Source organism: Asticcacaulis sp. (assembly GCA_024707255.1).
In the GTDB taxonomy this organism is placed as follows: domain Bacteria; phylum Pseudomonadota; class Alphaproteobacteria; order Caulobacterales; family Caulobacteraceae; genus Asticcacaulis.
In genome coordinates, this window is record JANQAC010000001.1 from 735825 (window position 1) to 749632 (window position 13808).

The following is a 13808-nucleotide window of genomic DNA, read 5'->3' on the forward strand; positions in this document are numbered from 1 at the left end:
CGAGCTACAGCTTCTCCGCGTGGGCCTCAACCAGCTCGACGATATGTTCGATCATGTCGGCATTGCTGAGCTTGTGATCGGGCTTGCCGGCCAGGTAAACCATGCCGGCCCCCGCGCCGCCGCCGGTAAAGCCGATATCGGTATAGAGTGCCTCGCCCGGACCATTGACCACGCAGCCGATGATCGACAGCGACATCGGCTTAGCGATATGGGCCAGGCGCTCTTCCAGCTTCGCCACCGTATCGATGACATTGAAGCCCTGGCGCGCACAGCTTGGACAGGCAATGATATTGACGCCGCGATGGCGCAGGCCCAGCGATTTCAGCAGGTCGAAACCAACCTTGATCTCTTCCACCGGATCGGCGGCCAGCGACACGCGCAGGGTATCGCCAATACCCGCCCACAGCAGGTTGCCGAGACCGATGGCTGACTTGATCGTGCCGGTACGCAACGGCCCCGCCTCGGTCACGCCGATATGCAGCGGGCAATCGATGGCGTCGGCAAGCGCCGTGTAGGCGGCGACCGTCAGGAAAACATCCGACGCCTTCACCGATATCTTGAACTCGTGAAAATCGTGGTCGCGCAGGATATTGGCGTGGAACAGCGCACTCTCGACCATGGCTTCCGGGCACGGCTCGCCGTACTTTTCCATCAGATCCTTTTCCAGCGAACCGGCATTGACGCCGATGCGCATGGAGCAGCCATAATCCTTGGCAGCCTGGATCACTTCCTTCACGCGATCGGGCGAGCCGATATTGCCGGGATTGATGCGCAGGCAGGCGGCGCCCGCCTTGGCGGCCTCGATGGCGCGCTTGTAGTGGAAATGGATGTCGGCCACGATCGGCACATTGGCGTTGTCGACGATCGTCTTCAGAGCCGCCGTGGAATCGACGTCTGGGCACGAGACGCGCACGATATCGGCGCCCGCCTCCTCCATGGCCGCAATCTGGCGCAGGGTGGCCTGGGCATCTGAGGTCAGGGTGTTGGTCATGGACTGCACGCTGATCGGTGCATCACCGCCGACGGCCACCTTGCCCACCATGATCTTGCGGCTCGGCCGGCGCTGGATCATCCGCCAGGGGCGAACGTGTGTATGGTCGTGAGGCTGGTGGGTGTCCATTGGAACTCTGGGCTATACCGAAAACACACCCCATATATCAGGATGCGGGTCGTTCGTCACAACCGGAATTTCAAATAATATTACTGGCTGTCCGGCTCAGTCGCGGGAGAGCTTTCGGGCGCCGCCGCCCGCTGGCTGGGCAGGTAAGGGATCGGCCCGTTCGGCTTCTCCGCCGTCAGCGGGGCGATCGGCGCAGAGGTGGCGCGCGGTGCGCCCGCCAGTTCACCTGCCTGGGCCTGTTTCTGGTCGAGCGCATCGGAAAGCTGGGCGGCCCGCGCATTGATGCGGCCGACAGGAGTGACCGCGCTTTCCAGCGTCCCGGCATATTCGCCGTTATAATACATCTCGAAGGCCGAAACATCGGACACATCAATCAGCAGGTTTTGCTGATCGGTTTCCGGCAGGCGGTAGGCTTCGCCGGCACCGATGGAATGGGCGAAATAGACCGTGCCGTTCGCCGGATCGCGCACCACCAGATTGACCGTCTTGGTGGCCTGGATGGTCACCGCGGAATTTTCCGGGGCCGCACCATAGACCGCGCCGCGCGGATTGAACGCCTTGCGCATCTGCAGCACGTCACTGACAGGCACCGGCGCGGCGGAATTGGCGTTTCGCGCGGCCTCGATGGAGGCGAAGCCTTCTTCAAGCCCTGGGGTCACATAGGGCACCGGCACGTCCTGATCGCGCGGCGCCGGCTGCGGCTGCGAAACGAAGATGGCCCCGTTCAGCATGTTGGGGACACCCGCCGCCCACGACGAATTGCCGAACTGCGCCTCATGGCTGCTATTGCCGAACCTGATGCTGGGCTGGCGCTGCACTACGTTCCAGATGACGATCGCCGCCACCAGACTGGCCGCAGCGCCGATATAGAGACGGTAATTGGGCTTGTTGACATCATCGAGCGACGCGCCCGATGGTGCGTGAAGCTTGGTGGCCGCGGGAGAGACCTCGCGCTTGTACATATCCGCCAGGGTTTCCTCGTCCAGGCCCAGCGCTTTTGCATAGGCTTTGACATAGCCGATGGCGAAGGCGCGCGGCGGCAGTACGTCATAGGCGGCCTGCTCGAAGGCTTCGAGATAGGCGCGCCGCACGCGCGTCATTTCCGAAACCTCGGCGAGCGAAAGCCCCTGCGCCTCGCGTGTCTTTTTCAGGATTTCGGCCAGATCGAAGCGATCGGGCAGCCGGCCATCGGTCGTGCCCTTGAAGGCGGAATTCGCCTCACCGCGATAGAGGCCCTGATAAGGCTCATCCTCGATGATATTGGGCTCGGTCGTACTCATAACTGTCCTGTGGTGGCGTTGCGCGACCAAACCATAGGCGGGCACAATAATCAACTCGGACATGGCCTATGGCCGCGCCCCGGTAACGCAATTTTTGGTGTTTGATATCAATGTGAACTCGGTTATGAACAACCCCTCTTTGGCTTTATCTGGATATGCCCCAATGCCCGCAGCCTTCGATGATCTCTATATCGGCCAGAGTGTTTCCATTGGCGCGGCGGTCATTTCCGAAGAGGAACTGGCCGCGTTCTGCAAGTCCTATGCGCCGACCTGGGATGTCAATGACGGCGTGCCGGACGCGCTGATCTTCGCCCTGTGGTCCAAGCTGGAAACCGAAGCCGCCTCGCACTGGCCGCAGACCAAGCGCCTGGCGGTCGATGCCCTGCGCTGGTCGCGCAATCCGCCGCCGGGTGAACTGCTGCGCGGCCGCCTGACCGTGATGGGCAAGGATGCCGTGGGCGATACAAAGGGTGTGGTCATTGCCCAGAATGACGTGCTCGATGAAGCCGGCCGGCTGGTCTTTTCCTGTCTGACCCGCTCGGTATTCCAGCGCCTGCCCAAGGCGCCGATTGATTAGGCTGGTCGCCGGTTAAAAGGCGACGAACCACGAATGAACACGAATACACACGAATAAATAGGGAACTGGTCGTTCATTCGTGTGAATTCGTGTCCATTCGTGGTTTCAAACTCTTCCAAATAACAGTCAAAAAAAGCTCCGGCCTTGCGACCGGAGCTTTCTCATTTTCACAAAGCCATAGAGCTTAGTTAGCGTTAGCGGCCGGTTGGGCATTGTTGCGCTCGATCGTCATGGCGATCAGCTTATCCCAGGCCAGCAGCGAGTTCAGGTGCGCGTAGATGTGCGTCAGCGCACCGTTGTCGCGCAGTTCGACGAGCTTGTCGCCGGACAGTTCGCCCAGCTTCTTTTCATCGACAGCGAAATATTCGGCGATCTTTTGCGGCTCACCCGGCGTGCCGTCCGGATTTTGCGGACGATAGAGGGTTTCGCGCGCGGCCAGCAGGTCCAGTTCACGCAGCAGGCCAACAAAGCTTTCGGTACGGCGGCGCTCGTTTTCAAAGTCCGAGCAGAACTGCATGGCGTTCTCGACGTAAGGCGTGGCCTTGCCGGCTTCGAAGAACGGCACATCGGGGTTCGACTTGGCCACCATGGCGGCGCCGGTATCGACGCACAGGATCATGCGCTCCTGGCCTTCGTCATTGGCGAAGACGAACGGATAGCGGCGGGCGAAGGCCGGCAGGTAGCTGTCGGACTTGAAGACACCTTCCGGCGACACGAAGACGTTCTGGCCGGCCGAAAGCCCCATGGCCGCGACCGGCATGTAGTTTTCGCCGATGAAGACGATCGGGAAGCTCAAGGAAGCGGCCGGAAATTCGGCCACGGTCAGCGGCACGACATTGGTTTCGGCGACGAAGGCGTGCGGCGCCGGGATCGACTTGATACCCATATTGGCGTGCGCTTCGGGGCTCAGCGGCTCCGGGGATTTGTAGAAAAGGACGTTTCCGGTGAGCGTCGCATCGTTGGTTTGTTCTTGTGCCATGGTCGCTTTAAAGAAGGTTAGAAGAAAAAAGGAGCTTCGCTTCTAGCGCAACCCTTTGCTTCCGGCAAGCGCCGTGACGGTTTGCGGGAAACACCCGCCGGCTTTTCAGCTTCCGGCGGGTGTCTGTACCATTTTGGAGCGGATTAGAAGTTATAAACCAGCCCCACGCGCAGGTTGCGGCCGGGATCGACCACCGCGTCCTTGGTGCTGCTGGTCGCCTCACGCATCTCGACATCGCCGATATTGCGCACCTCGGCGAACAGCGAGGTATCGGGCCTGATCTTGTACGAGGTGAAGATATTGGCCGTGACATAGCCGTCTGTCGGCGTCTCGAAGGCCGCCAGGCGCTCCTTACGGGCGTCAACACCGCGTACTTCAAAGTAGGAATCCCACTTGCCGCCCTTGCTTTCCAGCTTGAGCGTCAGGGCCTGCGGCGGTATGCGCACGATCGGCCCGATACTCGTCTGGCCATGGACATAATCGTAAGCGACATCGAACGCGATGGCTTGAGAGCCGAGCGCGAACAACTTGGTATTGGCCTCTATTTCCACACCATAGAGATCGGCATTGGTTTGAACATACTGGAAGACGGGCAGGTCATCCTGCATGGCACCTGTGGGCCGCAGGTCGATGAAATTGTCGAAATGACTGGTATAGACATGGGCGTCGATGGCGAAGCGATTGTCGTGGTCGACCAGCACATGGCCTGTCAGTTCGAGCGAATAACCGATCTCCGTGCGGAAAGCCGGGTCGCCGATGATGAACTGACCGGTGCCGCCATGCGGCCCATTGGCCAGCAGTTCGACATCCGACGGCGCGCGCTCGGAGCGGGTCAGGCTGAGACCAACAAAACTGTGGTCTGAAGGGCGGTAGAAACCGCCAAGCGAGGCCGACAGGGTGTTGAAATCCTTGTCATAAGATGTTGCCGCGGAGGTCAGATGCGTGTCATCGACCCGCGCCCCGCCCTCCAGGCCCCAGGGGCCATCATCATAGCGATATTGCGCAAAAACACCGGCTTGCTTGGTGGTGGTCGATGGCACAAAGGCTTCCTCGCCGATCGCCTCGAAATCACGCTTCAGGCCCGATAGCCCGACCGTGCCGCTCCACTTACCCTGGCCGTCACGGATCAGGGCGGTGCGGAATTCGCTGCCTTTCGAGAGGAACTGCGTCCCTGGCGTACCGCCTTCAATCTCGGCATGGTCATAGTCGGAATAACCGGCCGAAGCATCGAGGCGGTTGAAGCCCGCCCAGTTCAGGTTGAACGATCCGCGCGCGTCCCAGCGTTTCTGGTGCAGGTCTATAGACACATCGGAATCAATGGCGGTGCCGTAGAGGTAATCGGTGGTCTTGTAGCTCAGGCCGACATAGCCGAAATCACCGACATAGCTGACACCGGCCCCGACATTCTTCATATCCTGGAAAGAATTGTGCTGCTTGTCGCTGGTATCGACCGGCAGGCCGTTGGCCTCGGTATAGGCCAGGGTCTCGGCCGGCACCGGGATGCTGTAATCCGAGGTCTTGTGTCGGAAGGCATCGAAGGTGAAGACCCACGGCCCCTTACCCGCCTTGATATCGAATGCCCCCTGAAGCCCCTGATCGACCGACGAGGCTTGCACCGTGGCCGTGCCTTCATAGCCTTTTGCCGGCGCCACAGCGGGGATGCGGTCATCGATCACATTAACAATCCCGCCGATGGCGTTGCCGCCATAGGCGAGCGCGGAAGGTCCGCGCAACACCTCGATGCGCTTCGCCTCGGTCGGCGATGACGGCACGGCATGGTCCGGCGACAGGGCCGACACATCAACCACCCCCATGCCGTTATTGAGCACCAGCACGCGGAAGCCATCCAGCCCGCGGATCATCGGACGGCTGGCGCCCGGCGCGAAGCTGGAGGAGCGAATACCCGGCAGATAGGCCAGCATGTCGCCTAAGCCCGCCGCCGGCTTCTGATCGATCTGCTCGCGGGTCAGGATATCGACATGCGACATCAGCGCGTCCTTGGAAATCCGGTAACCGGAGCCCGTCACAACCACTTCTGTGGGCTTGTCATCGGTGGCCGGCGCCGGATCATCGGCACGCGCTACGCCGGCAATGGTCAGGGCGATCAGGGACAGGCTGGCGAAAAGGGCGGATTTCGGGAAAGACATGGATACCTCAGATTATTGCGCTGCGGTATTTGTTATGTAATAATATTACACGAGTCAAGCGCGAATGTTATATTATTACACTTTGTGCGCCGCTTGCGAAATCGGCCGAGTCCTCTTACCTTCTGCGTATGAGCCATGCCTGCGCACACACCCACGATCACGACCATGCCCCGACGCCCGATGCCCGCGCGGCACGGCTTGAGGCAGCGCAGGCGCTTTGTACCGATTCCGGCGAGCGCATGACCTCCTCACGCCTGCGCACCTATGAGCTGATCCTGGAAGCTAACGGGCCTATCAAGGCTTACGATGTGATCGACCGCTTTCACCCCGAAGGTGCCGCCAAGCCGCCGACCGTTTACCGCGCCCTGTCCTTCCTCGAACAGATGGGCCTGATCCACCGCATCGAGAGCCTGAACGCCTTTGTCGCCTGCGATACGCAGGACCATAAGCATACAGCCGGCTTCCTGCTGTGCGAATGCTGCGGCCAGAGCGAGGAAATCGTCATTCCCAATGTGGCAGATGTGGAAACCCGCGCCGCCAAAACCGGCTTCAGGGTCAACCATATCACCCTTGAAGCGCGCGGCCTGTGCCAGGCGTGCCAAACAGACCATTGAGGGTAACCACTGACTGTCGCAGTTCGCGCCAGACAGTCAGCCTGACAACATAAAAAAGCGTGATCGCGTTCCGCCCAAAGCTTAAATTTACCCAACGGTCTTGCCACGGCGCGCGCACTGATTCACAAGGCGGGTGAGATCACGAAATCGCCGTTATGCGATTCTGCACGGGTCACCCTTTTCGAAAAAGCGCTTCAAGGCCGCCATGTCCACTACGCTGCAAATGCTCGACCAGGGCTCGCTTCGTCATATCCTGGAAGCCCACGCCCTGTTCAAGCTGCGCAAGGCCGGCGGTCGGATCGCCAATCTGTCCTATATCGACCTGACCGACATGAAACTGGAAGGCGTCGATTTAAGCGATGCCAACCTGACCGGGGCGCGGCTTTATGGCGCTTCCCTGCGTGATGCCAATTTCACCCGCGCCAACCTCTATGGCTGCGACCTGCGCAATGCCGACCTGCGTTTTGCCCGCTTCGATCGCGCCGACCTGCGCGGGGCCTGCCTGCGCGGCGCCAACCTGACCGCCGCCTCGCTGATCGGGGCGGACCTGCGCGAAGGCATGATCGCCTTCAAGGACGAGAAGCAGGGCCTGCGCCTGATGAAGCATGAGAAGCGCGCGGGCGAACTGGACCACGCCATTTTTAACGGCGCCGACCTTTCCGGGGCGCGCATGAACGGGATGCAGGCGGTGTCGGCCGATTTCCGGGACGCCAACCTGGCCGGGGCGGTCATGTCGCAGGCCAAGCTGCGCAAGGCCAATCTCAGCGGCGCCAACCTGACCGGGGCCGATCTCAATGGCGCCGATGTCAGCGGCGCCGACCTGACCGGCACCGTCATGGTCGAGACACAGACCTCCGGCTGCAATCTGCGCGAAGCCGATACCACCGGCACACTGGACACGCCAAAAGAGGTCTTTATCGACGAACGGCCTCTCAGAGATTTCGTCGCCCTGCACGAAGACTGGGCGAAAACCGGCGGCGCGAAAGGCAGCCGGCAGGTGCTTTCCGGCGTCGATTTCCGTCTGGCCGGCGACCTGCGCAAGCGCGTCCTGACCATGCTGGAAGCCGATGGTGCCATCCTCTTCGGGCTGGACCTGAGCGGCATCGAGCTTCAGGGCGCCAACCTGATCAATGCCGATCTGCGCCGCTGCAATCTCTCCGGTGCCGACCTGCGCGGGGCGCGGCTGATCGGCGCGAAACTGACCCACGCCAACCTCACCGGCGCCAATCTTGGCCCGCTCGACCTGGGCGGCGGCCGGCTGATGCGCAGCGATCTCTCCCGCGTCCAGCTCAGCCATGCCAATCTCTCCGGCGCCGACCTGACCCGTGCCCGGATGCTGGAAGCCGTCACCGACCATGTCATCGACAAGGGCTGCAACTACATGCTGGCGGAACGCGCCTGATTTACGCCCTTGCCGGATACTGATGATTTCAGGCGATCTTTCGCAGGGAAATCGAACCCGCATGGGTCTATCACGGGGCTTTTTGGGAGCCCTTTGATCATGACCATGTCCTATGGACGCTTTGCCGCGATGGTCGGCGTATCCACCGTCCTGATGTACGGCATGATGTATCTAAATACATATCAGGCGGATCATATCGAGTTCAGCCAGACGCGTCTGTGGATGGCCGTCGTCATGGGATCGGCCATGGCGGCCGTGATGATGGTCTTCATGGGATCGATGTATAAGAACAAGCGGCTGAACGGGCTGATCATAGCAAGCAGTTGCGTGCTGTTCGCTGTCTCGCTCTGGCTGGTGCGCAGCCAGGCCACGGTCAGTGATGTCGGCTATATGGAGGCGATGATTCCGCACCATTCCATCGCCATCATGACCAGCGAGCGGGCGCATATCAAAGATCCGCGCGTGCGCAAACTGGCCGACGGCATCATCGAGGCGCAGGTCAGGGAAATCGGCGAGATGAAAACCCTGATCCGCGATCTGAAATCAAATCCGGCGCCGGATAGCCAGCCGAACCTGCCGGCAAGGCCCGCCAGCTAATCAGAACCAGCGGCGCGCCTTGAAATAGCTCAGCATCCCGATGATGATGGCGATCATCAGCGCGCATACCGCCTCGAAGGCATAGGGCTGGTGCAGGAACGGCATGTGGTCGAAATTCATGCCATAGATGCTGGCGATCAGGGTCAGGGGCAGGAAGATGGCCGAGACGATCGAGATCACCTTGACGATATTGTTCTGCTCGACATTGATCAGCCCCAGGGCGGCATCGAGCAGGAAGGCGATATGGCCGGAGACATGGCTGGAATGATCGTTCAGGCTGGCCACGTCCTGGCTCATGGTGCGCAGGCGATCGTGAAATTCTTTCAACTCGGTCGTCTTGCGGAAGCCGACGATCTGGCGTTCGAGAGCGGCGGCGAAAACCGTCAGCCGCGCCAGTGATACCAGGGAATCACGCACCTTGGCGATATCGTTCTGGGCCGCGCCCAGGCGGATCAAAACGGTTTCCAGCTTGGTGCGGCGGCGCGTGGTGAAAACTTCCTTCGAGAGGTCATCGATACTGTGGCTGGTCTTTTCGATCAGGTCGGCGGTGCGGTCAATGATGAGATCGACCAGGTTGAGGAAGGTCGTCGGCCCGTCGGCGCAATGGCCGGGCTGCTTTTCAAGCTGATCGCCGAAAATCTTGAACGAGGCGGGCTCGATATAGCGGATGGTCACCAGTCGGCCGCCCGTCAGGACAAAGGTCACCGGCCCGGACTGCAACTGCGACAACCCACCGAAGAACGCCACCTGCGCCGTCATGAAGGCGGCGCCATCCTCGATATAGAGGCGGCTGGACGTCTCGATCTCGTCCATGTCCTCGCGTGTCGGCAACAGGACGCCAAGCTGGGCTTCCAGCTTCAGTTCTTCATCGCGGGTGGGATTGAAAAGGTCGACCCAGGTGGTATGCGGATCAAAATCGCCGGCCTCGGCCGCAACGTGAAATCCCTGCGAATGGAGTGTCAGCACACGCGATATCCCTTTGATCAGGCGGCATAATTAACCGCAAAGGGCTAAGGCGTAAAGCCTACTTCTTGTGGGTGTGCTTGCGGGCCGTGGCCTTGGGCGTCTGGGCCTTTGATTTCGCCTTCGCCGACTTGGGTTCCGGCTTGATTGCCTTTTTGGCGGCGGCATGGCCGGCAGCGGCCTTATCCGAATCGATCTGCGCCACCAGTTCGGCGGCGGGCTTGCCGCTGACATGGGCGGCGACGGTCACCGGCTTGGCGGTCATCTTGCTGCCGGCAGGGCTGAGCGCGGCCTTCAGATCGGCCGGCATGTCATCCGTATTGGCTGAAGCGATCTGTTGGTACGGACGGGCAGTCGAGGGGGCGGCTTCCGGTTGCGCAATCGTGGTGACGTGTTCGCCCATGCGGACCTGCGCCGGATCCTGGTAGATAAAGCCGTAGGTCGTATAGACCGTGGTGCCGAGGTCATTCGACGGGCCATACCACACCTTGACCTTCGACCAGTCACCGGCCTCCGACACGTCCATGACATTGACATTGTCTTCCACCTGGCCGCGGCGGCCATTGATCGGCGACCAGTTGGCGTGGGTGACCTGGATATAGCGGTCGGTGATGATCTGCGAAACGACGGCGACATGGCCGAGCTTCATGCGGCCTTGCGAGCGGAAGACGAGAACGGCGCCGGGCTTGGGCGTGTTACCCTCCTCATAGCGGCCGGTGGCTTTTTCCCACCAGGTCCAGGCATCGCCGAAGATCTGCATTCCGGTAAACTGACGGGCGAAGGTCACGCATTGCAGGTAGGCGGAACCGGCGGGCGTCTTCTGAGCGGCAACCTTTACAGCGCTGGCTTTGCTGGCTTTATGGGCTTTCGTGCGGGCATCGGCAGAGCCGGCGGCACAAAGGGCAAGAAGGGCAAAAGCAATCGCCGAAAGGGTCTTTTTCTGCACGCAACACACTCATTAACTATTCGTCCTGTGTCTTTGCTACATCAGAAAAATTAATTTTCAAATACTTTTTCGCCCATTCGGCGCAAAAATTAACCTTCCTTAACCCACGAATGCGTGATCGCGCCGTGAAGACGTTCGCCATAATGACGCACGATCTTGCGGAACGGGCGCTCGATCAGATGGTGCGCCAGCATCGACAGCGGCACCAGAGCCAGCAGGCCGGCAAACCACCACAGGAAGGGCAGCGGCGCGTGATCTGTGCCCAGCAACGCATTGATGGCCTTAAGATATACCCACTTCCACGGCACATAGATCATGTAGGTGGCAAAGGAAATCTCGCCGAGATAGACCAGGGTCTTGCCGGAGAGGAGGCCCTTTTCATCCTGGGCCAGTCCCGAAATCGACAGGACCAGCAGGCCCAGGGCCACGACCGTCAGGATGTCCGACTGGCCTAAGGAGGTTGAAAACACCACAGTCAGCAGGGCGATGCCGGCGCCGATCAGCGCCACGCCCGGTTTGGCGACCGCGCCGGAACGCCAGGCCAGGTAAAGCGCGCTGCCATAGAGGAAGCTCGGGACGATACGCAGGGCGCCCCACTGGAAGGTGGCGTTTGTCAGGTTGAAGCCGGCTAGGCGTGAGAAGATCAGGTTGACGGCGACCAGGAAAGAATCGCCAGCGATACGGCCAGAATCGGGCGCTCGCGCAGGCGCCACGCCAGGTATGCCACCGCCGGGAAGCCGAGATAGGCGAACCATTCGGCCGAGATCGACCAGGAGGGATGGTTGAACGAGGCCGTCGGCGCCAGTCCCCAGGCCTGTGTCAGGGTCAGGTGCGCCGGCAGGGCCGCCCAGTTGGCGGCGTTTTCATCGAGCGTAACGCCCTTGATAGCGGCGGCGGCGATCAAAAGCAGGGTAAACAGCAGGGTGGCGATATGCAGCGGATAAACCCGCGCCAGACGGTGAATGACGAACTGTCCGTATTTGAAACGGCCCTCACCGAACCCGTTCAGATAGACATAGGAGAGGATGAAACCGGACAGCACGAAAAACAGATCGACCCCGAGATAGCCCTTTTCGATTACCCCTAAGCCGATATTACCGCTCAGCTCGTGGATATAGGTATACATCACCACCCAGAAGGCGGCGAAAAACCGCAGGCTCGTCAGGGGTTTGAGATGATCGTTCATGTCTCCGGCCTTCCCGCTGCCACTCTCCGAAAAGAACGGCCCAAAAGAACAATGTTGTCCTTAAAAATAACGCCCAAACAGGCGAACGGCTGGGTCCATGCACGAAGTGTGCCGAATAATATTACAGATTTGGTAAATGGCGCGCATAAAAAAAGCCCTCTGCGCGGGAGGGCTTTTCATCTCATCAGGCGATGATGCTACTTCTTCACCCAGTTGCCGCTGGCGTCCTGGTAATATTCGCCAGCCTTCAGCTTCGGCACGATGACATTGGCATAGGCCGAAATGCCGGCGGCTTCCGGCGAGACGCCGTTTTTCGCCGCCGCCTGGCCGTAGACGCTCTTGCGGCCGGCATTGATTTCATCGACGGCGGCCTTGGTGGCGGCATCGCCGGAACCCGACACGAAGCCGAGATAGCCGTTATTGCGTTCACCGACCGTGCCCTTGGCCTTGGCGGCATCGACCAGCGCCTTCGAGGCAGCGACATCGGCGGCGGCCGGGGTGGAGATAACGGCGCTGACCGCAACAACGGAAGACGCCATGGCGAGGGCCGCTACAGCGGCTTTAAATAAAGAGGTCTTTTTCATGAGAGTGCTCACTTTCTAACCTTAGAACAGATCAGGGTTCTGCTGGATCAGGGCCTTCACGTCCTGGTCAAGCTGGACCTTCACATTGACATCAAGCTTGGCATAGATAGGTGCCAGGTTGACATTGACATTCACCGAGGGCGTGCAGGCGATGAGCATGATGCCACCTGCCCCCAAAGCTATCGCCGCTATCGCTTTCTTCATAAATGGCTCCCTCAATTCCGAGCTGTAAATACCGTTATACCCATATAGCCAGATATAGGCTGAACCGTGGCTGAACGAAACGGATATTTTGACTAGACATTTTACACCCTTTTGCCACACACAGGACAAGGGGCCACGGAAGATCACAGATGCTGAAAAACGACGCGACGACCGCGCCGATCACCGCCCGACAGAAACCCCGCCTGAATGTCTGGCAATCCCTGTGGCTGCGCGGCGTACTGGTTCTGGTCCTGCTCGGCATCGCCCTTACCGGTCACTGGCTCGACCGCAAGGGCCTGCATGACAATACCGACGGCGTGGTCTCGTTCAGCGATGTCGTCTATTTCACCGCCATCACCGTCACCACGGTCGGCTATGGCGATATCACGCCGGTCACCGACCGTGCCCGCATGTTCGACACCTTCGTCGTCACGCCGGTACGGCTTTTTATCTGGATAATCTTCTTCGGCACAGCCTATACTCTGGCCCTGAAAAGCACCTGGGAGCAGATCCGGACGCGCATGATCCGCAAGGGCCTGAAACATCACATCATCGTCTACGGCTATGGCTCAACCGGCGAGGCGGCGGTCGGCGAACTGTTGCGCCAGGGCGTGAAGCCGCAGAGCATAGTGGTGGTCGACAGCAATGCCGCGCGCATCGCCCAGGCCATCGAATGCGGCGTGACCGGCATAGAGGGCGACGCCACCTATAACGCCACCCAGGACGCCGCCTGCATAAAGACCGCCCGCGCCGTGATGGTGGCCACGCACCGCGACGATTCCACCGTCCTGATCGTGCTCAGCGCCCGCCAGATGAACGCGACCGTGCCGATCAGCGCCACGGTGCGCGCCACCGAAAACGAAGACCTGATCCGCCAGGCCGGCGCCGACAACATCATCAATCCCGTCAGCATGGGCGGCCACCTGCTGGCCCGCGCTTCCGAAGGCCGGCATGTCGCCGAATGCATCGCCGACCTGGCCTCGGCCGATGGTCAGGTGGTCATGCGCGAACGCGAGGTGACGGCCCGGGAAATCGGCAAGCCCCTGAGCGGCATCACCACCGGCATGGGCCTGCGCATTTCGCGCGGCAGCCACATCCACGGCTACTGGGACCACGCGGCCCAGAGCCTGAAGGCCGGCGATATCATCGTCGAGATTGTCCGGACGGACGCCCCTCCGTCATCGGTTCAGGCGCAATAGCGTTCCGGTG

The 13808-nt window shown here is 60.5% G+C and carries 13 protein-coding genes and 1 pseudogene; 5 read left to right on the forward strand and 9 right to left on the reverse strand.

The annotated features are described in order from the left end of the window. Positions 1-4: 4 nt before the first annotated feature. Together ispG and NVV72_03555 are read right to left on the reverse strand one after the other, a co-directional pair. Positions 5-1120 (reverse strand): flavodoxin-dependent (E)-4-hydroxy-3-methylbut-2-enyl-diphosphate synthase, encoded by a 1116-nt coding sequence (gene ispG, locus NVV72_03550; GenBank protein MCR6658446.1) that lies wholly within the window; start codon positions 1118-1120, stop codon positions 5-7. Positions 1121-1200: 80 nt separating this feature from the next. After that, positions 1201-2400 carry a helix-turn-helix domain-containing protein gene (locus tag NVV72_03555; protein MCR6658447.1) on the reverse strand — a complete coding sequence of 400 codons (1200 nt, stop codon included), beginning with the start codon at positions 2398-2400 and terminating at the stop codon, positions 1201-1203. A gap of 163 nt (positions 2401-2563) precedes the next feature. Between NVV72_03555 and NVV72_03560 the strand changes: the two genes are divergently transcribed. Continuing rightward, entirely contained in the window at positions 2564-2977 is a 414-nt protein-coding gene (locus tag NVV72_03560) for an acyl dehydratase (GenBank protein MCR6658448.1), read from the forward strand. A 184-nt stretch (positions 2978-3161) separates the two neighbouring features. On the opposite strand, the gene NVV72_03565 is transcribed toward NVV72_03560, so the two are convergent. Together NVV72_03565 and NVV72_03570 are read right to left on the reverse strand one after the other, a co-directional pair. Beyond that, positions 3162-3956 carry a SapC family protein gene (locus NVV72_03565; protein ID MCR6658449.1) on the reverse strand — a complete coding sequence of 265 codons (795 nt, stop codon included), beginning with the start codon at positions 3954-3956 and terminating at the stop codon, positions 3162-3164. Positions 3957-4099: 143 nt separating this feature from the next. After that, positions 4100-6103 (reverse strand): TonB-dependent receptor, encoded by a 2004-nt coding sequence (locus NVV72_03570; protein MCR6658450.1) that lies wholly within the window; start codon positions 6101-6103, stop codon positions 4100-4102. A 128-nt stretch (positions 6104-6231) separates the two neighbouring features. Between NVV72_03570 and NVV72_03575 the strand changes: the two genes are divergently transcribed. The 3 genes from NVV72_03575 (at position 6232) to NVV72_03585 (ending at position 8716) form a co-directional block, all read left to right on the forward strand. Then, a complete protein-coding gene (locus NVV72_03575) occupies positions 6232-6717 on the forward strand; it encodes a transcriptional repressor (protein ID MCR6658451.1) in 486 nt (161 codons plus the stop codon). A 205-nt stretch (positions 6718-6922) separates the two neighbouring features. Continuing rightward, complete coding sequence (locus NVV72_03580; GenBank protein MCR6658452.1) at positions 6923-8119, forward strand: pentapeptide repeat-containing protein; 1197 nt, start codon at positions 6923-6925, stop codon at positions 8117-8119. Between the two features lie 99 nt (positions 8120-8218). After that, the gene (locus NVV72_03585; GenBank protein MCR6658453.1) at positions 8219-8716 is read left to right on the forward strand and encodes a DUF305 domain-containing protein; all 498 of its coding nucleotides are present in this window, start codon (positions 8219-8221) and stop codon (positions 8714-8716) included. On the opposite strand, the gene NVV72_03590 is transcribed toward NVV72_03585, so the two are convergent. The 5 genes and pseudogenes from NVV72_03590 to NVV72_03610 all read right to left on the reverse strand — a co-directional run bounded on the left by NVV72_03590 (position 8717) and on the right by NVV72_03610 (position 12599). Further along, positions 8717-9682: a magnesium transporter CorA family protein gene (locus NVV72_03590; protein MCR6658454.1), complete on the reverse strand. Its 966-nt coding sequence runs from the start codon at positions 9680-9682 to the stop codon at positions 8717-8719. Between the two features lie 58 nt (positions 9683-9740). Next, positions 9741-10625 carry a CHAP domain-containing protein gene (locus NVV72_03595; GenBank protein MCR6658455.1) on the reverse strand — a complete coding sequence of 295 codons (885 nt, stop codon included), beginning with the start codon at positions 10623-10625 and terminating at the stop codon, positions 9741-9743. Positions 10626-10714: 89 nt separating this feature from the next. Next, a pseudogene (locus NVV72_03600) lies at positions 10715-11811 on the reverse strand (acyltransferase). Between the two features lie 197 nt (positions 11812-12008). Beyond that, complete coding sequence (locus tag NVV72_03605) at positions 12009-12395, reverse strand: YdbL family protein (GenBank protein MCR6658456.1); 387 nt, start codon at positions 12393-12395, stop codon at positions 12009-12011. Between the two features lie 21 nt (positions 12396-12416). Further along, positions 12417-12599, reverse strand: a complete 183-nt coding sequence (locus NVV72_03610; GenBank protein ID MCR6658457.1) for a YnbE family lipoprotein — start codon at positions 12597-12599, stop codon at positions 12417-12419. 149 nt (positions 12600-12748) lie between these two features. Here NVV72_03610 and NVV72_03615 point away from each other — a divergent pair, with 149 nt between their 5' ends. Further along, positions 12749-13798: a potassium channel family protein gene (locus NVV72_03615; protein MCR6658458.1), complete on the forward strand. Its 1050-nt coding sequence runs from the start codon at positions 12749-12751 to the stop codon at positions 13796-13798. Positions 13799-13808: the final 10 nt, after the last annotated feature.